Annotated in this window: 19 protein-coding genes and 3 tRNA genes; 10 read left to right on the top strand and 12 right to left on the bottom strand. The window is 57.8% G+C overall.

Features of this window, described 5'->3' with window-relative positions; genetic code table 11:
- The first annotated feature begins 9 nt into the window (after window positions 1-9).
- The 4 genes from fis to ACLEIV_RS12995 all read left to right on the top strand — a co-directional run bounded on the left by fis (window position 10) and on the right by ACLEIV_RS12995 (window position 3,720).
- Window positions 10-309, top strand: coding sequence for a DNA-binding transcriptional regulator Fis (gene fis, locus ACLEIV_RS13010; RefSeq protein WP_104486259.1), 300 nt, complete (start codon window positions 10-12; stop codon window positions 307-309).
- Window positions 310-754: 445 nt separating this feature from the next.
- The gene (locus ACLEIV_RS13005) at window positions 755-1,777 is read left to right on the top strand and encodes a TRAP transporter substrate-binding protein (protein WP_410457066.1); all 1,023 of its coding nucleotides are present in this window, start codon (window positions 755-757) and stop codon (window positions 1,775-1,777) included.
- Window positions 1,778-1,930: 153 nt separating this feature from the next.
- Window positions 1,931-2,434 (top strand): TRAP transporter small permease, encoded by a 504-nt coding sequence (locus ACLEIV_RS13000; protein WP_410457065.1) that lies wholly within the window; start codon window positions 1,931-1,933, stop codon window positions 2,432-2,434.
- Window positions 2,431-3,720, top strand: a complete 1,290-nt coding sequence (locus tag ACLEIV_RS12995; RefSeq protein WP_410457064.1) for a TRAP transporter large permease — start codon at window positions 2,431-2,433, stop codon at window positions 3,718-3,720. Before ACLEIV_RS13000 ends, ACLEIV_RS12995 begins: the two co-directional genes overlap by 4 nt.
- 856 nt (window positions 3,721-4,576) lie before the next feature.
- On the opposite strand, the gene purT is transcribed toward ACLEIV_RS12995, so the two are convergent.
- Together purT and ACLEIV_RS12985 are read right to left on the bottom strand one after the other, a co-directional pair.
- The gene (purT, locus tag ACLEIV_RS12990) at window positions 4,577-5,758 is read right to left on the bottom strand and encodes a formate-dependent phosphoribosylglycinamide formyltransferase (RefSeq protein ID WP_410457063.1); all 1,182 of its coding nucleotides are present in this window, start codon (window positions 5,756-5,758) and stop codon (window positions 4,577-4,579) included.
- 96 nt (window positions 5,759-5,854) lie between these two features.
- Window positions 5,855-6,400 (bottom strand): glycine betaine ABC transporter substrate-binding protein, encoded by a 546-nt coding sequence (locus ACLEIV_RS12985; protein ID WP_410457062.1) that lies wholly within the window; start codon window positions 6,398-6,400, stop codon window positions 5,855-5,857.
- A 311-nt stretch (window positions 6,401-6,711) separates the two neighbouring features.
- On the opposite strand from ACLEIV_RS12985, the gene ACLEIV_RS12980 reads away from it, so the two are divergent.
- Window positions 6,712-7,467, top strand: a complete 756-nt coding sequence (locus ACLEIV_RS12980; protein WP_410457061.1) for a hypothetical protein — start codon at window positions 6,712-6,714, stop codon at window positions 7,465-7,467.
- Between the two features lie 67 nt (window positions 7,468-7,534).
- On the opposite strand, the gene ACLEIV_RS12975 is transcribed toward ACLEIV_RS12980, so the two are convergent.
- The 4 genes from ACLEIV_RS12975 to yfbV form a co-directional block, all read right to left on the bottom strand.
- Complete coding sequence (locus tag ACLEIV_RS12975) at window positions 7,535-8,983, bottom strand: NAD-dependent succinate-semialdehyde dehydrogenase (protein WP_410457060.1); 1,449 nt, start codon at window positions 8,981-8,983, stop codon at window positions 7,535-7,537.
- Between the two features lie 180 nt (window positions 8,984-9,163).
- Window positions 9,164-10,657 (bottom strand): alanine/glycine:cation symporter family protein, encoded by a 1,494-nt coding sequence (locus tag ACLEIV_RS12970; RefSeq protein ID WP_410457059.1) that lies wholly within the window; start codon window positions 10,655-10,657, stop codon window positions 9,164-9,166.
- A gap of 525 nt (window positions 10,658-11,182) precedes the next feature.
- Complete coding sequence (locus ACLEIV_RS12965) at window positions 11,183-11,941, bottom strand: M15 family metallopeptidase (RefSeq protein ID WP_410457058.1); 759 nt, start codon at window positions 11,939-11,941, stop codon at window positions 11,183-11,185.
- A gap of 84 nt (window positions 11,942-12,025) precedes the next feature.
- Window positions 12,026-12,466 (bottom strand): terminus macrodomain insulation protein YfbV, encoded by a 441-nt coding sequence (gene yfbV, locus ACLEIV_RS12960; protein ID WP_410457057.1) that lies wholly within the window; start codon window positions 12,464-12,466, stop codon window positions 12,026-12,028.
- A gap of 276 nt (window positions 12,467-12,742) precedes the next feature.
- Between yfbV and ACLEIV_RS12955 the strand changes: the two genes are divergently transcribed.
- The 4 genes from ACLEIV_RS12955 (at window position 12,743) to ACLEIV_RS12940 (ending at window position 18,063) form a co-directional block, all read left to right on the top strand.
- Window positions 12,743-13,963, top strand: coding sequence for an acetate kinase (locus ACLEIV_RS12955; protein WP_410457056.1), 1,221 nt, complete (start codon window positions 12,743-12,745; stop codon window positions 13,961-13,963).
- A gap of 10 nt (window positions 13,964-13,973) precedes the next feature.
- The gene (gene pta, locus ACLEIV_RS12950) at window positions 13,974-16,142 is read left to right on the top strand and encodes a phosphate acetyltransferase (protein WP_410457055.1); all 2,169 of its coding nucleotides are present in this window, start codon (window positions 13,974-13,976) and stop codon (window positions 16,140-16,142) included.
- Between the two features lie 245 nt (window positions 16,143-16,387).
- Window positions 16,388-16,888, top strand: a complete 501-nt coding sequence (gene tpx, locus ACLEIV_RS12945) for a thiol peroxidase (RefSeq protein ID WP_410457054.1) — start codon at window positions 16,388-16,390, stop codon at window positions 16,886-16,888.
- 266 nt (window positions 16,889-17,154) lie between these two features.
- Window positions 17,155-18,063 (top strand): TIGR01777 family oxidoreductase, encoded by a 909-nt coding sequence (locus ACLEIV_RS12940; RefSeq protein ID WP_410457053.1) that lies wholly within the window; start codon window positions 17,155-17,157, stop codon window positions 18,061-18,063.
- 7 nt (window positions 18,064-18,070) lie between these two features.
- Here ACLEIV_RS12940 and ACLEIV_RS12935 read toward each other — a convergent pair whose 3' ends face one another.
- Complete coding sequence (locus ACLEIV_RS12935; RefSeq protein WP_410457052.1) at window positions 18,071-20,497, bottom strand: ABC transporter permease; 2,427 nt, start codon at window positions 20,495-20,497, stop codon at window positions 18,071-18,073.
- The gene (locus tag ACLEIV_RS12930) at window positions 20,490-21,173 is read right to left on the bottom strand and encodes an ABC transporter ATP-binding protein (RefSeq protein ID WP_410457051.1); all 684 of its coding nucleotides are present in this window, start codon (window positions 21,171-21,173) and stop codon (window positions 20,490-20,492) included. Before ACLEIV_RS12930 ends, ACLEIV_RS12935 begins: the two co-directional genes overlap by 8 nt.
- On the opposite strand from ACLEIV_RS12930, the gene ACLEIV_RS12925 reads away from it, so the two are divergent.
- On the top strand, window positions 21,172-21,774 hold the full coding sequence (locus ACLEIV_RS12925) for an arylesterase (RefSeq protein ID WP_410457050.1): 603 nt from the start codon (window positions 21,172-21,174) through the stop codon (window positions 21,772-21,774). The two genes, ACLEIV_RS12930 and ACLEIV_RS12925, sit on opposite strands and share 2 nt — an antisense overlap.
- Before the next feature lie 12 nt (window positions 21,775-21,786).
- On the opposite strand, the gene ACLEIV_RS12920 is transcribed toward ACLEIV_RS12925, so the two are convergent.
- The 4 genes from ACLEIV_RS12920 to ACLEIV_RS12905 form a co-directional block, all read right to left on the bottom strand.
- Window positions 21,787-22,458: a DNA-3-methyladenine glycosylase I gene (locus tag ACLEIV_RS12920; protein WP_410457049.1), complete on the bottom strand. Its 672-nt coding sequence runs from the start codon at window positions 22,456-22,458 to the stop codon at window positions 21,787-21,789.
- Between the two features lie 133 nt (window positions 22,459-22,591).
- Window positions 22,592-22,667: transfer RNA gene (locus ACLEIV_RS12915), tRNA-Ala, on the bottom strand.
- A 20-nt stretch (window positions 22,668-22,687) separates the two neighbouring features.
- Window positions 22,688-22,763 (bottom strand) — tRNA-Ala (locus ACLEIV_RS12910).
- A gap of 35 nt (window positions 22,764-22,798) precedes the next feature.
- Window positions 22,799-22,874: transfer RNA gene (locus ACLEIV_RS12905), tRNA-Ala, on the bottom strand.
- Window positions 22,875-22,905 lie beyond the last annotated feature (31 nt).

Genomic DNA, 22,905 nt, shown 5'->3' with positions numbered 1-22,905 from the left:
CGACTGAATATGTTCGAACAAACTACGACTTCTGATGCACTGGTTACTACCACTAAATCTCCGACTTCCGAGCAGCCCACTCAGCGCCCGCTGCGCAACTCGGTCGATCAGGCCCTGCGCAATTACCTGTCCCAGCTCAACGGTCAGGAAGTAACCGAGTTGTATGAGTTGGTCCTCGCCGAAGTCGAAGCACCGATGCTGGACGTGATCATGCAGTACACCCGCGGTAACCAGACCCGCGCCGCCAACATGATGGGCATCAACCGCGGCACCCTGCGCAAGAAGCTCAAGAAATATGGCATGAACTGATAACTATCAGTTAAAGCATTGAATTAAAAGGCATTAACCTGAATGGGTTAACGCCTTTTCTCGTTTTGACCCCACACCTTGCAAGGTACCCCCATGAGAAAGCATCATGAAGGGCTTCCTTGGTATCCAGACCTAAAACCGTGACAACGTTTCCCGGTACGCCTTGCTTTCCGCTATCTCCACCGATATCCCCTACCTGACCACCTTCATTATCCGCTTGCTGATCTGCTTGGCCAGGGCAGTGTCAGTTGCTCCAGCTCATTTACGGGATAACTGAGATAACCTCCAAACTTTTTCGGGAAATATATTTACTACCACCTCCTTTATCAAACCAATAGCGACATAAATGAGTCGCTTTCAGACATTTCATATCACTAAGTCAGCCATATCATCGTATAGCCAATACAACATGGATAAATAAAGCCCCTAATCTTAAGGATAAGATATGAAGAGAACCGTGAAAATATCGGTCATTGCCACCGCAGTTGCTGCCTGCGGCCTCGGATTTATGGCAAGCGCCCATGCTGACGCAACCAAAACATTAAAGTTTCATAGCGGCCTGGCCCAATCCCGTCCGGAAGCGGAACATATTGAGCATTTCGCTGAGCTGGTTAAAGAGAAATCGTCCGGTACTCTCAAGGTCGATGTTTATCATGCAGGCTCACTGGGCCTGAAAGAAGCCGATATGCTACGTATCCTGCAGGCAGGAATGATTGATATGGCACTAATGTACGGTGAATATTATAAACGTGACGCTCCGGCACTTGCCTCCGTTTATGCCCAAGGTGCCATTACCGAAAGCAGCCAACATCTGGAAGTACTACCCACCCTCCACAGCATCTATCAAAAGGCCTATGCAAATTGGGGGATTAAAACGGTTGGCGGCGTTGTCGCCCCCATCTTTGATGTCGGCCTTCACTGCAAAGAGCCAATCAATACCCTGGAAGGATTGCAAGGAAAAAAAGTACGGGTATGGTCAGGTCACCTTGTAGATACCTTCAAAAAACTCAATGTATCAGCACAGGTCATTCCACAAAATGACATGTACCTTGCCCTCCAAACCGGAGTGGTCGACTGCGCTTACTATCTTTCAACCGTTGCCAAGACCGTTTCTCTGCAAGAAGTGACCGAGTATGAAGCCTACCTGCACCCATGGGCTGCTTCACCCTGGATGTTCGGCATTAGCAACAAAATCTGGGAAACACTCGACAAGCAGCAACAGGACGCCTTGATAGCTGCCGGTAACGAAGTATGGAATCAAACTCAGTCGCTTTCCGTAGATGAGCAGCGGGAGACTACAGCACGTGAAGAGCGCGTGGCCATGGGTATCAAGGTACTACCAGCGTTTAGTGCCGATGATGTCCAAACCTTCGTCCAAGCGGCCGATCAGGCCTGGCAGGAAATGGCGGAAAAGTCGGGGGAAGAAGGCCTGAATTACTATCAGACCGTCTCCTTACTAACCAAATAATCTCCATACCAGCCCCGAAGTTACCTCCGGGGCTGGTAGTCGCCTCAGCGCATGATTTAGCCATACAGCAAATGATGAGGGCGATATCTACACCGCCACATCGTCAATGCTTAGTGTCATTTATGCCCCAGATATCCAAATTGTGGAGCCTTCATGAAGTCAATCCTGTCCCGTACCCTTGATGGAATAGTAAAAGCACTATTTTTTATTGGTGTATTATCCGGGATCACCATGACCTTGCTGATCTTAATAAGTACCCTGTCGCGCTACCTTGCCAATCAGCCATTATCTTTTTCAGACGAGTTGGCAGGACTTCTTTTCCTTTCAATGGCCTTCAATACGCTACCGTATGTCCTGAATACATCGGGGCACATCAGCCTTAATCTGTTAACCAACCGACTACCAGCCCATCTTCAGGTCATATTCACCATCATAACCGCCTCTATTTTTATGGCATTTGCGGTGGTGTTTTCCTATCAGGCCTGGCAGTTCATGGAGTTTTCGAGAGCTATCCAGTCTCGTTCCGATATCAGCGAAATCCTTTTATGGCCCTGGATGGCACTAATGCCCTTTTCAATGGCTCTGTGCATCTTGGTGGAAATAAAAAAAGTCTTTTTTAATCAACTTGCTGAAAATACCGAGGAGATCTCGTTATGAGCTGGATAATACTAGGGTCAAGCTTGGCCATCCTTCTTGGCTCAGGCGCACTGCTGGGGGCTGCACTCGGTCTGACTGGCTTTATCCTGCTACATTTTCAAGCCAACGGTGCTTCTTCACTTGCCATTAACTCCGCATGGAATCTTCTCACCGAATTTACCCTAAGTGCCGTGCCACTGTTTATCATCCTTGGCGACATCCTTTTGGCAAGCGGCGTATCCACTCGGGTTTACAACGGATTAACCCCTTTGTTCCGCCGCATTCCCGGCCAGCTGTTACACACCAATATCGCCGTCTGTACCCTCTTCGGTGCCGTCAGTGGTTCCAGCACCTCGACCGCTGCCGCCATTGGCTCTGTCAGTTATCCCGAACTGAAACGGCGCGGCTATTCCCCCGGCATGGTGGTCGGCTCCCTGGCTGCAGGGGGAACGTTAGGCCTGTTAATTCCCCCCAGTCTGGCCCTACTTATCTATGGTGCTACTCAGAACGTTTCCATCGGGAAACTGTTTATGGCTGGCCTGATCCCCGGTGCCATGATAGCTGCCGGCTTTTCCGCATGGATTTTCTTCCGCTCACGGTTCGGTAACCTGGTGACTCCCGTTACCGACGAGCCTTTTTGCTGGAAAGAGGTCCGACAAGGCTTGCTGCAGATTTGGCCTTTGCCGATATTAATTTTCTTTGTGCTCGGTACCATCTATATGGGTATCGCCACACCAACGGAAGCTGCGGCACTAGGCGTGACCGTGGCGATTGTCCTCGGTTTCAGCTGGGGGGATTTGACCCTACCCAAACTGTGGGAAGCATTTACCCGCGCCTCCATCATGTTCAGCGCAATTGCATTCATATTGGTCGGTACCGTCGTTCTGGCTCAGGCCGTCAGCTTGCTGGGCCTTCCCCGAGCGGCAGTCGAAATGATCACTGATCTGGGCTTCAATCGCTATGGGGTGCTAGTGATGGTAGTGCTCGTCTATCTGCTGCTAGGCTGCTTCTTCGACGGTATCTCATTACTGCTGATGACTCTCCCCATTACCTTTCCCATGGTCACCAGCCTGGGATTTGATCCGGTATGGTTCGGGGTCATCGTCACTCTACTGATGGAAGTCGGGATGATTACTCCTCCCGTGGGGCTAAACTTGTTCGTACTCAGCTCCATTACCAAAAATGAGGTTAACGTCGCAGAGGCAGCCAAAGCATCATTGCCTTATTGGCTCATATTGCTGATGGGGATAGCCCTGTTGACTGGATTCCCGTCTATCGCTCTCTGGCTACCCGATATCATGCACTAGGGAAAGCTTACCTGAGACCATTAAATTCATCAGGTACCATTTTGTGTTTATGGTGCCTGATGATGAAACACGACTGGTTACGAAGAGAACACAGGTACACCCAATGAGTACTCTGCAAAGGTAATGGCTAAATTGAATAGCAGAGAGACAACCTCCCTGCCCCAGCCCTTATCCCTGAGATTGAACCTGCATTCCCTGCAGCCCCTTGAGTCGCATGCCCAGTACCAACTGGGTGAAAGCCTTTGGCGACGTCCGGGTCAGAGAGCTATTGCATCGACAGATGCAGGTAAGAGGCCATGCTGTCGATCATCGCCAGCTCCACGGCCTTGGGGAAATCGCCCAGCATGATTTACTCGCTGGAGTGTTGCGCACCTGAGCCATCACGATCGGCCACCTTTCGGGGCTGCTTGTCATCATGGCCTTTCAGCATTGGTTTAATTTTGAGTCAGTTAACGTCATTTCTTAACCCACACTTTGCTTAATACCCCCTAAAATAGCATGGAATGATGCGGGATAAGATAGGGTTCTAAACTATTGAACAATATGGATTTAGTGGCATTACAAAAGATGAACTGAAATCCTGTGAAAACAGCAAAATGTAGATATGGCATGAACTGATAGCTACCAGTTAAAGCATTGAATTAAAAAGGCGCTAACCTGCATGGGGTAGCGCCTTTTTTGCTGTGCGTGATACGCAGCGTAGTCCATCAACCTTTCATATGTTTCGAAATCTGTTGGATCTAGATAGCCAGGGTCTGCCCTTTTAAGGGGAAGAATATGGTCGGCATAGCAGAAAGCGAAGTCGATTTTCTGAAGTAAGGCGCCCACGGAGAGGGAGCGCCTTGAAGGGTGAGACTTAAAACTCGACCGTCACCTTGGCGGCACACTGGCTGGCCCTGGTTTTGGCCGCTTCTATGTTATCGGCCAACGCCAGGGCGACGCCCATGCGGCGGCGACCGTTAATGTCGGGCTTGCCGAACAGACGCAGCTCGGTGTCCGGCTCGGCCAGCGCCTGGTTCAAACCACCGAAGCGGGTCTGGCAGGACAGGCCTTCGGGCAGGATCACCGCCGAGGCGGCGGGACCGTACTGGCGGATCAGCGGAATGGGCAGGCCCAGAATGGCGCGGGCATGCAGGGCAAACTCGGACAGGTTTTGCGAAATAAGGGTCACCAGGCCGGTGTCGTGCGGCCGGGGCGACACTTCGCTGAACAGTACTTCATCACCGCGAATAAACAGCTCGACGCCGAACACGCCGTAACCGCCCAAGGCACCGGTCACCTGCTCGGCCACCTGTCGAGCCGACTCCAGCGCCGCCTTGCTCATGGTCTGGGGCTGCCAGGAGGTGCGGTAGTCACCGTCTTCCTGATGGTGACCGATGGGATCACAGAAGCTGGTACCGTTGGCGTGGCGCACGGTCAGCAGGGTAATTTCATAATCGAAGTCGACGAAACCTTCGACTATCACCCGGCCAGCACCGGCCCGGCCGCCTTCCTGGGCGTAATGCCAGGCGGCATCCAGCTCGTCTTCATGGCGCAGGGTACTCTGGCCCTTGCCGGATGAACTCATGATCGGCTTCACCACACAGGGCAGACCAATCTCGGCCACCGCCGCCCTGAACTCGACCAGGCTGCCGGCAAAACGGTAGGGAGAGGTCTTCAGGCCCAGCTCTTCACCGGCCAGCCGGCGAATGCCTTCCCGGTTCATGGTCAGCTGGGTAGCGCGGGCGGTTGGAATAACGGTAAAGCCTTCCTGCTCCAGTTCGGCCAGGGTATCGGTAGCAATGGCTTCAATTTCGGGCACGATCAGGTGCGGCTGCTCCTGTTCAATCACGGCCCTCAGGGCGGCCCCGTCCAGCATGGAGATGACATGCGAGCGGTGAGCCACCTGCATGGCCGGTGAATTGGCGTAGCGATCCACCACTATCACCTCCACGCCCAGGCGCTGCAGTTCAATTACCACTTCTTTACCCAGTTCGCCGCCACCGCACATCAATACGCGGGTCGCCGTCGCCGAAAGAGGAGTTCCAAGCGTCGTCATTCTGATCTGTCCCTGTTACGAAATATGGCTACATTATAAGGGCCGGGTAAAAGGCTGTCCTCCCTCATCTTTCAGACTTCGGGCGCGAATTCAGGTCTACGGTTCAGGGGTCGGCTCGACGGGCTGCGCCGCCAGCCAGGTGCTGGCCGCCTGTTGCCAGTTCCCGCTTTGCTGCCAGTTGGCAATGATCTGTTCGAGATCCTCCGGTTGCCAGCGCAGCGCCACCAGTATCGCGAAGGCCTCCGGTGCATCCTGTTCCAGGCTGCGCCGCACCAGGACATGTGGCCTGTCATTGGCCGGCCAGAGCCCGGCTTCACTCGCCAGAATGCCGTCTCTGGGCCCCAGATCCTCCAGCCGTTCGAAAAAGCGTTCCACAAAAGGCGCCGATGCTTCGGGCAACCACACCGACAGGCTGGCATCGCCCTTGCCGGCCCAGAGCCGCTGCCAGACTTGCCCCAGTCGGGCTTCTTCTACGATAACGGTAACCCCCTTCCGTTCCAGTACGGCACCGGCCAGATGGCTACGCGCCAGCTCGGCGGGGCTGGCACCGCTCAGCAGGTGGATCTCTCCCTGCGTCGAGTCGGTGCAGCCGGCCAGCATCAGGCTCAACATCAACAGTGCCGCTTTGACTACTGCTCTCATCGCTTGTCCCCATGAAAAAAGGCAAGAGTGCCAGAAAATGACGCCGAGATCATGCCTGCCGTCTGGGTCATACCCGAGCCGGGTTCACAGCCCTCCCGGAGATAAAAACATCATTTAAACCGGAGCTTATGCCAAGATGAGTCCCGGTATTTCAGCCAAAAACCGGGCCCCGACAGCCGAATTATTTTCGCTTACCCGGCTGTTTTTTCACCAATGTGTGATACCGTGCGCGCACCTTATCTTGTCGCCAGACCCGGGTCTGGACTCGTTTAGGTAAATCATTGTTTTTATTATCTAAAATGGATTCTCAGATGCGTCTCTTACCCTTCTTGAAAGTGGCCGCACTCACCCTGCTGCTGAGCGGTTGTGTCGCCCCCCTGCTGGCCATGGGCCAGGGCCAGTTGATGTGGGCTCTGCTCAAGCCCATGGTGGGACTGGATCCCAACAACAGCAACCTGTTGGAGCAACCCCTGATCAAAACCCGAATGACCGGTCTGCTCGGCCCCAACTACGACACCACGGTCAAACTGCTGCGTACCGCCAGCGAACTGCAACAGGAAGGTCCGCTGTTTTATCTGGCTTCTCGCTATGATCCGCTGCAAGGGCCGGAGCGCGCCAGCCTGGTGTGGAACTCTCAGACCAACCAGATGGCGGCGCTGCTCAATAACGGCGAGCAGACCAAGGTGTTTACCGAGTCTCACACCGGCAAGGCCGCCGTGTGGCCACAGGCCATGCAAGACTGGTTGAGCCAGGATAATACCGCTCCGGCGCTCTCGTTAACGCCTGCCGCCCAGGCCGCAGCATCTCCTCTCTCGGCAGTCACGAACATGACTCCTGCCGTCACAGAAAGTGACAGTCAGCCGGCACAAAGTGAGTTGCTGGACGCTCAGGCACAGCTGAAGGCGGCCCAGGCCAGGATAAAGACGCTGGAAACCGAGAACAAAACGGCAACCATACCGCCGGCAGCCACCGCCGAGCCTCGTGCCAAAGTCACGGCCAAGGCCGCCCCCGCCCCCCTGAGTGGCGAGCAGGCCGAAGCGGCGATGGAAGCCCTGCTGAGTCAATAACGGCCTGGCGACAAAAACGACAAGGGCGCGGAACTCCGCGCCCTTTTTTGTGCCCGAAAGCCGGCGGTCAGCCGGTCAGGTTCCCCAGGTTGACGTACTTGGTTTCGAGAAACTCGTCCAGTCCTATATGGGATCCTTCGCGGCCCAATCCGGACTCCTTGACCCCGCCGAAGGGCGCCACCTCGTTGGAAATAATGCCTTCGTTCACCCCCACCATGCCCGATTCCAACGCCTCCGACACCCGGAATACCCGGTTCAGATCCCGGGTATAGAAATAGGCCGCCAGACCGAAGGGGGTGTCATTGGCCCGGCGGATAACCTCGGCCTCGTCGTGAAAGCGGAAACAGGCGGCCACCGGCCCGAAAGTTTCTTCCTCGGCCAGCAGCATGTCTTCGCTGGCGTCGGCAATCACGGTCGGCTGATAGAAGGTGCCGCCCAGCGCATGCGGCTGGCCGCCACAGACAAGACGCCCCCCTCTTGCGAGGGCATCGCTGACGTGTTGTTCCACCTTTTTCAGCGCGGCCTGATTGATCAGTGGCCCCTGCTGGGCGCCGGATGTCAGGCCGTCAGCCACCGTCATGGCGCCGGCGGCATCGGCCAGCTTCTGCACGAAGGCGTCATAGATACCGTCCTGCACGAAGAAGCGATTGACGCAGACACAAGTCTGGCCTGTGTTGCGAAACTTGGAGGCCATGGCTCCGGCCACGGCGGCGTCAAGGTCCGCATCGTCGAACACGATAAAGGGCGCATTGCCACCCAGCTCCAGCGACAGCTTCTTCACCGTGCCGGCGGCCTGCTTCATCAGCTGTTTGCCTATCCTGGTCGAGCCGGTAAAGGACAGCTTGCGTACCACGGAACTGCTCATCAGCGCATCACCGATGGCTCCGGAATCACCGGACACCAGGTTGAGCACCCCCGGAGGCATACCCGCCCGCTCGGCCAACACCGCTAGCGCATTGGCGCACAGCGGGGTTTCGCTCGACGCCTTGACCACGGCGGTACAACCGGCGGCGATGGCCGGCCCCAGCTTGCGGGTCAGCATGGCGATGGGGAAGTTCCAGGGCGTAATGGCCGCCACCACCCCCACCGGCTGCTTTATTACCCAGAGGCGATTTTCGGCCTTGGGGCTGGGAATGGTCTCGCCATAGGCGCGCTTGGCCTCCTCGGCAAACCATTCGAGAAAGCTGGCGGCGTAGGCCACCTCGCCCTTTGCCTCGGCCAGGGGCTTGCCCTGCTCCAGTACCATCAGCGTGGCCAGTTCATCCTGATGCTTCATCATCAGTTCAAACCAGCGGCGCAATACCGCCCCTCGCTCCTTGGCCGTGGTGTGACGCCAGCCTTCGAAGGCCCGTTCTGCGGCGGTAATGGCGGCGTCGGTCTCCTCACTGCCACACTTCGCCACCTTTGCCAGCAGTTCGCCGCTGGCGGGGTTGTAAACCTCATACTGGCCGACGCCATTACGCCACTGGCCATCGCAGTACCAGCCGGTTTGCCACAAAGGATGTGAACTGTCCATCAGGTATCTCCTTAACAGGTGAATCGACAGATGTTGTCGCCGTTATCAAAACGTTATCGATTACCGAGTATAGGTGCAACCAGACTCTCAAAATGGAGCCAGTCAAACCAGGCCACGGGGACCAGAATAAAAAGGCCGGGCGATAAGCCCGGCCTTTGCAGCAATGCCGTTTCTGTTGTGTTAACCGCGCTCTGCCTCGGCGTCGATCAATACCTCATCGGCAATGGTACCGGTTCTGGCTTTCTTGTCCTTGACCCAGATATCGGCGTTCTTGATACCCAGCTTCACCGGATCGAAAGTCGGATCCAGCCCCTGGGCTTTCTGTGCCTCGTAGTCTTTCAGGGCGATCAGCGCCGGCTTCTGCAGCAGCAGGATGGCGACGATGTTCAGCCAGGCCATCATGCCCACACCGATGTCACCCAGGCCCCAGGCCAGCTCGGCAGTCTTGACCGCACCGTATACCACAGAAGCCATCAGGGCTATTTTAAGCACAAAGGTCAACCAGGGACGATGTACCTGACGGTTGATGTAGGCCACGTTGGTTTCGGCAATATAGTAGTAGGCCAGTATGGTGGTGAAGGCGAAGAAGAACAGCGCCACCGCCACGAAGGTACCACCGAAACCGGGCATGACCGACTCGACCGCCGCCTGGGTATACCCCGGGCCCGCCTCTACGCCGGGCAGCTGCTCGACGATGACCTCGCCCGCCTTGCCCATGACGTTATAGGCACCGGTGATGATGATCATGAAGGCGGTTGCTGTGCAGACAAACAAGGTGTCCACATAAACGGAGAAGCCCTGTACCAACCCTTGCTTGGCCGGATGAGACACCTCGGCCGCCGCCGCAGGATGCGGCCCCGTCCCCTGACCGGCTTCGTTGGAGTAGATACCGCGCTTCACGCCCCATTCGATGGCCAGGCCCAGAATGGCGCCAAAACCCGCTTTCATGCCGAAGGCACTGCCGACGATAAGGCCGACCACGTCAGGCAGCATATCGATGTGCATCACGATAATAACGAAGGCCACCAGTATGTAGCCCAGCGCCATGAAGGGCACCACTATCTGGGTGAAGTGGGCAATACGCTTGACGCCACCGAAGATGATCAACCCCAGCAGTACCACCACGACGGCGGCAGATACAGAGGTGGAAATACCGAAGGCATTCTCGATACCGGAGGCGATGCTGTTAGCCTGAACACCCGGCAGCAGCAGACCACAGCCGATAATGGTGGAGATGGCGAAAATCCAAGCATACCACTTCATGCCCAGGCCTTTCTCTATGTAGTAGGCCGGACCGCCGCGATAGAAACCCTTATCGTCTTTTTCCTTGTAGATCTGCGCCAGGGTCGATTCCACAAAGGCGGTGCCGGCCCCCAGAAAGGCCACGACCCACATCCAGAAGACGGCGCCGGGACCACCGAAGGTGATGGCGGTGGCCACACCGGCGATGTTGCCGGTACCCACGCGACCAGACAGCGACAGCGTCAGGGCCTGGAAAGAAGTGATGCCTGCAGGTGAGTCTTCACCCTTGAACATCAGCCGTACCATTTCCTTGATATGTCGGATCTGCAAAAAGCGGGTACGCAGCGAGAAGTACAAGCCTCCCCCCAGACACAGATAGATCAGCGGTAAGCTCCATATATAACTGTTTATGCCATTAACCAGGTCACTCATATAACGTCCTTTGTTCTGATTAAATCGTGCTGCAATAGCAGAACATTCCCTCAAAGAGGCATTGATTAACGATTAAGCGATGCTAAATCGTTAGTGCGTAGAAAAATACTCCGCAATGTTCATCAGCACAAGCAGGACTAACTCATTAGAATTTCTTATCTATGGATGGATTATTGCGCAACATTTGAATAACATTTCATCCAGACCAAGATACCCCATCGTTTCAGATGCGTTCAAACACAGATAAGCAATTGTAAATAAACAATAAAATATAACGATCATGCTGCAAGGCTCTGTTCCCAAAACGCATTTTAATTTAAAAATACGCAGAGCAGCCCGAGGGGAAACACAGATTAAATGTCAAAAAGTGAGAGGAAAGTCACACATAGGTGTGCTGAATAACGAGGGGTTGTAATAAAAATTAACAAAACAAGTCGTGACGCCGGTGACCGATAATGGCCGTAAACGGCCATACACAACGCAATTAAAACTCATAAAGAACCACAACATGCCCGATAGTCGAGCTTATTGCACAAAGTTCGCGACCTGACGCAACCAGCGTTGCCCCAGCGGCACCAGTGAGGTGGCGCCAAATTTTGCCTCTGTCGCCTGACTGTGCCAGGCCCAGGACTGATTGCCGTAATCGAAATGCCACCACTCGCTGGCCAGATTGGTAAAACCGGCGTGTGTCATCACACTATGCAGCAGACGACGGTTCTCGATGACGTCGGCTTCTCTGGAGGACGGCTTGCCGATGGCCTCGAAGGCGGCGCTGTAAGACCAGGGGCTGATATCGTCAAACTTGGTGCCCATGTCGAGCCAGTTACCCTCGCCGTCGCACAGGGTCACATCGACGGAGCCGCCGGTCAGATGAGGGCTGGGGGCCCCGGAATCGGCGCTGGGCGGTGCCACGAAATGGCGGATACGCGCCAGCAGTTCGGCCTCACTGTCGTCGGCATGATGCTCCCGCATGGCCGCAGACAGGGTATTGAACAGATATTGCTGCACCGTGAATGGTCGCCAACCATCCAGCACCACCAGCTCGATGCCGGCCGGCAGCAAGCGAGCCGCCTTGTGTAATTGTGCCGATACCGAGCGACGTACGTAACAATCACTTAGCGCCCCGGGCACGCCCAGATGGAAATAGGCCGGATAAACACGCAACGGCGAGGTCACCAATCCCAGCGGCATCAGCGGTTCATCGCTTTCTGCAATGGGTAACGCCTGAAGTTGTGACCAGTCCGGCTCGGGTTGGGCCGGAATGGCCTGGGACAAGAAATTCATTCATTTAGCCAAGGGTTATGAGGGATGGCTCAGACTCGCCAATCCCTGCGTTTTTTGCAAGCGGGCTGGTACCCACCGATGAACTTAAAGATCCCGGATAAATGACTTGTCCAGCTGCTTGAAGGCCAGACTGAGAGCCTCTCCCAGCTCGAAATAACGGGGCCGGGCTACTGGTTCCTTGATAGGCACACCGGCAGCGGCGATTTTTACGTACAGCTGTCGATACCAGTTCACCAGGGTCGGCGGCAGCCGGGTATCGGCCCGCTTGCCCAGCCAGTACAATCCCTGCACCGGCAGGCTGGCGAGAAACAGTACAGAGGCAACCACGCCGGGCCAGTACAGGGGATCGCCCAACTGAAACTGCACCAGCAGGCTCAGGGTTATCAGCGCCGGCATGGCTTTTATCCCCAGGCGGGTCGCCGACATCACTCTATGTTCCGGAAACAGCGCCGCCAACTGCCGTTCTTTCGGCCAGACGCCGAGGTAGTCGCTACCTCTGTGCAGGGTGGTGGTGAAAGTGCTCATGATACCTCCGGGGCTGGACGCCACTTTGCAGGTAAGTGGCCATTAATCGACCCAGGTCAAAAAACCGAGCTCGCATTCTGTTATTTTACGACAGAGGAACGGTATTATCCCGCCCTCATTTTATCCGGTAAAGCCGGGTAGGTCAGGGATGGCAATGATGCGGCGCCGATCGGATATGGCGCTCCAGCCGTTAAGGCTTGAATTTAACCGGCATGGATAGCCTGAAAAGCGGTTTCGGGCGGCAATGTTCCATCACTCTGACGACAAGGTTTACAGATGACTAGCAAGCTGGTTCTTGTGCTTAACTGCGGCAGCTCGTCGCTCAAGTTCGCCATTCTCGATGCCGAAAGCGGCAATGAAAAGCTGTCGGGTATCGCCGAATGTTTCTACCTGCCCGACACCCGTATCAAGTGGAAACTCGACGGTCACAAGGACAGCGCCTCGCTCGGTGCCGGTGCCGCCCACCAGCAGGCCCTGGACTTTATCGTCGACAAGCTGCTGATGTCCAACCCGACGCTGATGGCCAATCTATGCGCCGTGGGCCACCGGGTGGTACACGGCGGCGAGCAATTCACCCAGTCGGTATTGATTGACGAGTCGGTCATTCGGGGCATCGAAGACTGCGCCAGCCTGGCCCCGCTGCACAACCCCGCTCACCTGGTCGGTATCGCCTCGGCACGTCGTTCCTTTCCCGAGCTGCCCCAGGTAGCAGTGTTCGACACCGCCTTTCATCAGTCCATGCCCGAACCGGCTTACCTCTATGCCATTCCCTATCATTTATACCGGGAGCACGGCATCCGTCGCTATGGCATGCACGGCACCAGCCATTATTTCATTGCCCAGCAGGCCGCCAAACGACTGAACAAACCGCTGAGCGAACTCAATATCATCAGCTGTCATCTGGGTAACGGTGCCTCGGTCTGCGCCATCAAAAATGGCGAGTCGGTCGATACCTCCATGGGCCTGACCCCTCTCGAAGGGCTGGTGATGGGGACACGCAGCGGTGATATCGACCCGGCCATCATCTTTCATCTGCACGACACCCTGGGCTACAGCACAGATCGCATCAATACCATGCTGACCAAGGAGTCTGGCCTGCTGGGCCTGACCGAGCACAGCAGCGACTGCCGCTTCGCCGAAGAAAACTATGATCAATTACCCGAAGCCAGACGGGCACTGGATATTTTCTGTTACCGCCTGGCCAAGTATATTGCCGGTTATGGCTGCTCGCTGGACGGCCGCCTGGATGCCATTGTGTTTACCGGCGGCATCGGCGAAAACTCCGCCCTGGTGCGGGAGCTGACACTGTCAAAACTGAGCCTGCTGGGCTTCAGGCTCGATCCGGAGGCCAACCTGGCCGCCCGCTTCGGCAAGGCCGGGTGCATCACCACCGCAAACAGCGCGCCCGCCTGGGTGATTCCGACCAACGAAGAATGGGTCATCGCCCGGGATGCGCTGGCGCTGTCGTGTGCTCAACACCTTTCCGCTCAACAGTAAGGGAACCAGAATGGCCAGAACCATAATGCTCATCCCCGTCAGCGGCGGCGTCGGGGCCACCTCCGTCAGCCTAGGCATGGTCCGCGCCATGGAGCGCAACGGGGTTAACGTCACTTTTTTCAAACCGGTGTCCCAGCCGCATCATCGCAGTATGGTCCAGGATCATTCCACGGCGGTGATCGCCAACGGCTCCAATATCACGCCGCCGGAACCCTTCGCGCTGAGCTATGCCGAAAGCATGATCTCCCGCGGCAACCTGGACGTGCTGCTGGAAGAGATTGTCGCCCGGGTTGAAAAGCACGTATTGGACAGCGGCGCCGAAGTGGTGGTGGTGGAAGGCCTCATCCCCACCGATAAACAACCCTTCGCCAATCGCATCAATTACGATGTGGCCAAGGCGCTGGACGCCGACATGGTGTTTATCACCCAGCCGGGCAACGACACCAGCCAGCAACTGAAAGAGCGGCTCGAGCTGGCCTGCTCCAGCTTCGGCGGCATGGCCAACAAGCGCATCGTCGGTTGTATCATCAACAAGGTCGGCGCCCCCATGGATGAGCAGGGCAATACCCGTCCCGATCTCACCGAAATACTCAACCCCAGCAGCAACAATACGCATTACATCCCCAATCTGGAGGTGCTGCAGGTATTCGGCAAGACCCCGCTGCGTATTCTCGGCTGCATCCCCTGGAATGCCCAGCTGGTGTCACCTCGGGCGGTAGATCTGGCGCGTCACCTGAATGCCACCATTATCAACGAAGGCAAACTCCACAGCCGCCGGTTACAGAGCGTGACCTTCTGCGCCCGCGCCCTGCACAACATGGTGCAGCATTTCAAGCCGGGCAGCTTACTGGTGGCTTCGGGTGATCGCTCGGACGTGATCGTTTCGGTCTGCCTGGCGGCGATGAACGGGGTCAAGATCGGCGCCCTGCTACTCAATGGCAGCTATCACCCCGAGCCCCAGATCATGGACCTGTGTCAGCGGGCCATCGAAACCGGCCTGCCAATCCTGATGGTCAATACCAACACCTGGCAGACCGCCGTCAGCCTGCAGCATTTCAATCTGGAGATACCGGTGGACGATCTGGGGCGCATCGAGCTGGTACAGGATTACATGGCCAGCCATATCGACAAGCACTGGATTGAATCCCTCAGCGCCAAGTCGACCCGCAGTCGCCGCCTGAGCCCACCGGCGTTCCGCTACCAGCTGACCGAGCTGGCCCGGCGCGCCGCCAAGCGCATAGTGCTGCCGGAAGGAGAAGAACCACGCACCATCAAGGCCGCCGCCATCTGTGCCGAGCGTGGCATTGCCCGGCCGGTCTTGCTCGGCAATCCGGAAGAAATACTGCGGGTAGCCGCCCAGCAGGGCGTGGTGCTGGATGAACGGGTGGACATCATAGACCCGACTCAGGTACGGGAGCACTATGTAGAGCGGCTGGTGGAACTGCGCAAGGCCAAGGGCATCACAGAAGTGGTGGCCCGGGAGCAACTGGAAGACAAGGTGGTGCTGGGCACCATGATGCTGGAACGGGACGAGGTGGACGGCCTGGTGTCCGGCGCCATCAATACCACCGCCAACACCATTCGCCCACCGCTGCAGATCATCAAGACAGCGCCCGGTTCGTCGCTGGTGTCGTCGGTGTTCTTCATGCTGCTGCCGGATCAGGTGCTGGTGTACGGAGACTGCGCCATCAACCCGGACCCCACCGCCGAACAGCTGGCGGAAATCGCCATCCAGTCGGCCGAATCGGCACTGGCCTTCGGCATAGAGCCTCGGGTGGCGATGATCTCCTACTCCACAGGTACTTCCGGTACCGGAGCCGATGTGGAAAAGGTGCGCGAAGCCACCCGCCTCGCCCAGGAGAAGCGTCCGGATCTGGTGATCGATGGCCCGCTGCAATACGACGCCGCCATCATGGAAAACGTGGCCAAGTCCAAGGCGCCCAACTCGCCGGTGGCGGGCAAGGCGACCGTGTTCATCTTCCCGGATCTGAATACCGGCAACACCACTTACAAGGCGGTGCAGCGCTCGGCCCAGCTGGTATCCATCGGCCCCATGCTGCAGGGAATGCGCAAACCGGTGAATGATTTGTCGCGTGGCGCCCTGGTCGACGACATCGTCTATACCATAGCCCTCACCGCCATTCAGGCCGCCCAATTGGCGGACAAGGCCAGGGTCTGAACCTGGCCGCCGTGCAATCTGGGTCATCTCCACTAAGCTGGAATCATTAAACAGGACACTGAATTCCCGCCTTCGCGGGAATGGCAACAGCCGGCCCGCCCTTCATACCTAGTGCATTCACCACGTATGAGGGGCGGCATTTTTTTGGCCGGACCACAGGCGACAACCTCGGAGTGCAAAAATAAAAACCTTTTCCTTATGGTGAAAACTGGTAACTTAACCCTTTTCACACAAGGAGATAAATCATGTCTGCAGTGACTTTTCAGGGTAATTCCGTCGCCGTTTCCGGTCAGTTCCCCCAGGCCGGTCAGGCCGCACCCGATTTCACCCTGACCGGTGCCGACCTCAACGATATCCGCCTGGCTGATTTCAAGGGCCAGAAACTGCTGCTCAACATCTTTCCCAGCGTAGATACCGGTGTTTGTGCGACCAGCGTGCGCACCTTCAACGAGAAAGCCGCCGCTCTGGGCAACACCAAGGTACTGTGTGTATCCATGGATCTGCCCTTCGCGTTCGGCCGTTTCTGCGCTGCCGAAGGCATCGAAAATGTACAGGCCGCTTCCGCCTTCCGTCACACCGAATTCCTGAATGCCTACGGCGTGGCCCTGAGCGATGGCGCCCTGCGTGGTCTGTCTGCCCGTGCCGTTGTCTGCATCGATGAGCAAGGTAAAGTGGTTTATGGCGAACGCGTTGCCGAGCTGACTGACGAGCCGGCCTACGACGCAGCCATCGCGGCGCTGTCCTGATCCTGCTGGATCCCTGCCCGATCTGTTTTTTGATGTAATATCAACAGACTAGCGATACTGTCCGGGGTAATCTACAGACTTACTCACAGTTTATGTGGATAACCCCGGCTTTTTTTCTGCCTTTTCCCCGCCCTGTTCCCACTCCTGGTGCCGTATATCCGTAAGCCTCTGTTATTCTGATGGTGTATTATCGATCAAGACAGCATCGGGTCTGGCCGGTATCGCCTGGCTAACCGATATCAATCTGGCTGCAAGAGGGAGGGTGCATGAATATACTGCTTACCGGTGGCACCGGCTTTATCGGCCATCGCCTGATGAGCCACCTGCGGCCTCATCATCATATTACCGTGTTGAGCCGCACGCCGAACAAGGTCTACCAACGCCTGGGCCACGACATCAAGGCCCTCTCTTCTCTCGATCTGCTCGATAACCTCGATAACTTTGATGCGGTGATCAACCTGGCGGGTGAACCCATTGCCGACAAGCGCTGGACCCAGGTCCAGAAAGAGCGGATTTGCCAGAGCCGCTGGCAAATTACCCGGCAACTGGTCGAAAAGCTCAAGGCCGGCCAACAACCACCCAGTGTACTGATCAGCGGTTCGGCAGTTGGCTTTTATGGCCGTCAGGACGACGCCCTGGTAGATGAAGACTCCCGCCCGAATGTCGAATTCAGCCATGAAGTCTGTGCTCGGTGGGAACAGCTGGCCCAGGTAGCCGAAAGTGAACAGACCCGGGTGTGCCGTATTCGACTCGGCATGGTACTGGGTGCCGAAGGTGGCGCCCTGAAGAAAATGCTGCCCGGCTATCGGCTTGGCCTCGGTGGTCCCATCGGCTCAGGCAAGCAGTATATGTCTTGGATACACATCGAGGATGTGGTGAAACTGATCCTGTTCCTGCTGGAGCATGATGAATGTAACGGTCCCTTCAACGCCACCGCCCCCGAGCCTATCACCAACGAACATTTCAGCCGTAACCTGGCCCAGGTGCTGGGCAAACCGCACTTTGCCCGCATCCCCGCCTGGGCAATGAGGCTGTTGTTAGGAGAAATGGCCGATCTGCTGTTGACCGGCCAGAGGGTGATGCCGGTGCGGCTGCAGCAGGCCGGGTTTCACTTTCGTTACCCCACCCTCGACAAGGCACTGAAAGAAACCCTGAGCACGCCCCAAAGCCGCTGACACCGGCTTATCCCCATTGGCGCAGTCGTCCCATCAGGACGCCGCGGGTAATGCCACCGGCACGCCCGGTGAGCAGCAGCAAGACGGCGCCGAGCAGCGGCAGTCCCAGCCAGATTTGCGGGTGCGGCTGCCACGGCAGGCCCAACCACCAGGGCAAGAGCACCGCCACACACAACTCCACCGCCAGCGCCGCCGCCAGCCCCGAGACCAGCCCCGCCGCCAGCCACTCCCAGCGCAGTGATGCCACTATCAGCCACTCGCCCGCACCCAGAGTACGCAACAGCACCAGCTCGCGCCGGCGACTCTCCAGAGTCGTTTCCATTTGGGCCAGTAGCACCAGCAGACTGGCACCGGTCACCAGCGCCATGATCACCAGCAACGCCTGACCGACCTGGGCCAGCACCTGTCGCAACTGCGCCAGCAACGCCTCCACATCCAGCAGGGTGATGGTGGGAAAGGCCCGGATCAGCGAGACTTCAAAGGCCTGCTGCTCCGCCGGCAAATAAAAGCTGGCCAGCCAGGTAGCCGGATAATCCGCCAGCACATCTGGGCTGAAGATCAGATAGAAGTTGGGCTTCATGCTGTCCCAGTCCACCTCGCGCAGGCTCTGTACCTCGGCCGACACCGACTGACCGGCCAGATCCAGCGTCAGCCGATCGCCGAGCGTCAGCCCCAGCCGCTCGGCCAGGCCCGACTCGACGGACACGCTATCCGGCTTCAGAGTCCACTCCCCCAGCACGATGCGGTTGCCCTGCGGCAGCTGCTCGCTGTAGGTCAGGTTCAGCTCACGCCCCATGCCACCGCCGCGATTACTGTCCACATCCGCCACCGTCTGCTTGTCGTTGATGGCACTCAGGCGACCGCGCACTATGGGATAAAACTGCGAGCGGTCGAGCCCGGCCTGTTCCAGGCGCCGGCGTAACGGATCCAGCTCGTGGGGGGCTATGTTGATCAGGAAACGGTTGGGGGTATCCGGCGGCAAACGGGCCAGAAAGCCGTCCGTCAGCTCGCCGCGCACCACCCACAGCAGGGTACCGAGAAACAAGGCCAGCGCCACCCCGCCAAACTGCACCAGGGTGGCCATGCGGGCACGCTGCAAGCGACTCACCGCCAGCCGAAAGGCAATGCTACCCCTGCTGCGGCGTGCAGCTGCCAGCATCAGCCAGCACAAGCCACCCAGCAGGGCAACCAGGGCAAGCAGTCCCAGCAGCAGTCCGACGGCCAACCCCAACTGACCGGCAAACAACCAGCTCAGCACGAAGGTGCCCGTCAGCAGGATACCGGCGCTCCACCAGGGGGAAATCCGGATCTCGGCCTCGGAACGCAACACCCGCAGCGGCGACACGCCGAGCAGACGTGCCATGGGCACCACCGACAACATCAGGGTAGTGAGCAACGCCAAACCCGCCGCTACCATAAAGGGAGACATCGATGGCGGCGGCAAGGGCATCGACAGCGCCTCGCCCAGGCTCAGCAGAATCAGCTTGTGCAGGCCATAACCGACGACGGCGCCCAGCACGGCGCCCAGCAATAGCAAGGTCAGCAACAGGCGGCTCAGCCAGCCAATCAACTGACGACGCCCCGCGCCCAGCGTTTTCAGCAGGGCAATCCGGTCCTGCTCACGCCGGGAGAAATAGCCCAGGGCAATGGCCATGGCCAGAACGCCGAGCAGCACCCCGGTGAGCGAGGCCAGCCGGAAAAACTGCTCGGCCCGGGTGAGGGATCGGGCGACCGGGGTATCCGCGTCATTCGGACCGCGCCACTGCTGACCTGCCTGTAGCTGCGGCCGTAACCAGTCGGCATAGGCCACTAATTGCGTCTCGGTCCCCTTGAACAGGTAGCGATAACGTACCCGGCTGCCTTCCATCAGGATGCCGGTAGCGGCCAGATCGTCCAGGTGGATCATGGCTCTCGGCGCCAACTGCATGGGCGAAAAGCCTTCATCCGGCTCCCTGACCAGCTCGCCGGCCACCTCCAGCTCGCTATTGCCCAGTTCCAGCCTATCCCCCGGCACCAGCTGCAACAGTGCCAGCAGACGGGCCGAAAGCCAGATGGTGCCAGGCCGTACCCTGCCTGCAGGTGCCAGCTGCAACTCGCCATAGAAGGGAAAGGCATCGTCCACCGCGCGCACGCTGGCCAATTGCAGGTTATCACCGGCGAAGAGTACGCTCTGAAACGACTGGGTACGAGACACCGCCAGCCCCATCCTCTCGGCCTCGGCCAACCAAGAGGGATCGGCGGCGCGGCTGCCGGACAAGATGCGATCGGCGGCAATGTAGTCTCGCCCCGAGACCTTGAGCGCCTGATCCAACCGATCCGCCACCAGGGTCACGCTGAGCATGCTGGCGACACTGAGGGCCAGCGCCAATATGAAGAGTCGTAGAGGCCCGCGCCCCGCCTCACGCCAGATAAGCCCTGGTCCCAGACTACGCATGCTGCTCCTCCAAACGACCGGCGGTCATCAACAGGCGCCGCTCACAGCGGCTCGCCAGGGCCTCATCGTGGGTAACCATCAGCAGTGTGGTGCCGTGTTTACGGTTCAGCTCGAACAAGAGCTCGATGATCTGGGCCCCGGTATGATGATCCAGGTTGCCGGTGGGCTCGTCCGCCAGGAGGATATCCGGCTGAGTCATGAAGGCCCGAGCGATAGCCACCCGCTGCTGCTCGCCACCGGACAGCTGAGCGGGAAAATGCCGCAGTCGTTCTTGCAACCCCACCAGCTCCAGTAGCTCTCGGGCCCGTTGCTCGCCATCACTGCGGCCCTGCAACTCGGCGGGCAGCATGACGTTTTCCAGTGCCGTCAGGGTCGGCAGCAACAGGAAGGACTGAAACACGAAGCCGATATGATGGCCTCGCAACCGGGCGCGCTGCTCTTCGTCCAGGGCGGACAACATCTGGCCGCCGACTTCTATGTCGCCTTCGGTGGCGCTGTCCAGTCCGGCCAGCAATCCGAGCAGGGTCGACTTGCCGGAGCCGGAGGCCCCCACCAGCGCCACGCTCTGGCCGGGCTTGACTTCCAGCCCTATCCCCTCAAGGATGGTGAGTGATTCGTCGCCCAAAAGCACCCTGTGGGTCAGCCCGGCCACCTTGATAATCGGAGAAGTCGTCATGCCTCGTATCCTTCTGCTGATACTGCTGTTGGTGTCATACGTTACCCATGCTAACACCGTCCTTATTCTCGGCGACAGTCTCAGTGCCGGTTACCGCATGAGCGCCGAACAGGCCTGGCCTCACCTGCTGGCGGAGCAATGGCGATCGGAAGGCCGAGCGGTGGAGGTGGTGAATGCCAGTGTCAGCGGTGACACCACCCAGGGCGGGCTACAACGGCTGCCGCCTCTGCTCGAACGCCATCAACCCTGTCTGGTCGTGCTGGAACTGGGCGGTAACGACGGCCTGCGCGGTCTGCCGCCGCCGCTTATCGAGCGTAACCTGAAGGCGTTGATCCTGCTAGCGAACCAGTCCGGGGCCCGGGTGGTGCTAACCGATATCCGGCTGCCACCCAATTACGGTCGCCGTTATCTGCAGCAGTTTGAGCCCATCTTCGGCAAGCTAGCCGAAGCGCATCGGCTTCCCCTGTTACCCTTTTTTGTGTCACCACTCATCGGTGAAAACGGCATGATGATGGACGACGGCATTCATCCCACCGCCAGTGCCCAGCCGCTGATTGCTCGCCAGGTACATGCGTTTTTAACACCCTACCTCGCTCATTAACCACCTGACCCATTAACCAATAGAGCAGGCGATGGTTTTGCTGATTTCGCTGAAGCTGAGCCCGCTTTGCCACCGCCATTCGTTAAAGGCCGCCTGGGCCTCGGCCATGCCTTTTTTGCTGCCGAGGCCGGCGCTGACCACCCGATGATGACGCAGGTAGGCGCTGACATCATGGGTAAAGACGAAGGTATCCACCCCCAGTCGACGTAAACCGTAGGCGGTGATATTGCCGCCCAGCAACAGGCCCTGTCCCTTGATCTGCTGCCAGAGTCCGGTGATGTCGTCTTGCGGCCACTGAGCCACGAAGGCACCGAAACCACCATGCTCCCGGCCCAGATCCAGCACCATGCGGGCATTGGCCGGCACCGCCGCTATTTTTCTGACGTGGCGTACTATGCCTCCATCGTTGTTGAGCCGCTCCAGGTGCTGCTCGTCCAGCAACAGCATTTTTTCCGGATCGAAGCCGAAGAAGGCCCGCTCGAACTCCGGCCATTTATTGCGAATCACCTGCCAGACGAAGCCGGACTGAAAGAGGCTCATGGTGAAAGACGACAGCCAGCGATCATCGGGAATCGCCGCCAGTTCGGCGGGGGTACACAAGGGCGTGGCAATACGCTGCCTCAGCGCCGCTTCTCCGCCGTGACGGGCGCAGGCTCGCTGAAAGATAGGATCGAAGTGCTCCACAAAGTCAGTCTCGTTTGGATTTTGTTTATTGTGCGCGGGGATCGCTCAAAAGGCCAGAGGCCGAAGGGCTGAATGCCAGAGACAGAAAAGCCGCTGCATTTCTGCAGCGGCTTTCGTGATTCCACAAAATAAGTGGTGGAGCTACGCGGGATCGAACCGCGGACCTCTTGCATGCCATGCAAGCGCTCTCCCAGCTGAGCTATAGCCCCGAATTCGGGTCAGATTATTTTGGTGGAGCTACGCGGGATCGAACCGCGGACCTCTTGCATGCCATGCAAGCGCTCTCCCAGCTGAGCTATAGCCCCAAAACAATGCTGTTTTACTGGTGTTTTCTGCCATTTGGTGGAGCTACGCGGGATCGAACCGCGGACCTCTTGCATGCCATGCAAGCGCTCTCCCAGCTGAGCTATAGCCCCATTTGGCAGACATTTCTTTTTCAATTTCGAT

The organism is Oceanisphaera submarina, assembly GCF_046521305.1.
GTDB lineage: Bacteria > Pseudomonadota > Gammaproteobacteria > Enterobacterales > Aeromonadaceae > Oceanimonas > Oceanimonas submarina.
The sequence above is the reverse complement of the archived record's forward strand: the minus strand, read 5'-3'. Positions and strand labels throughout refer to the sequence as shown.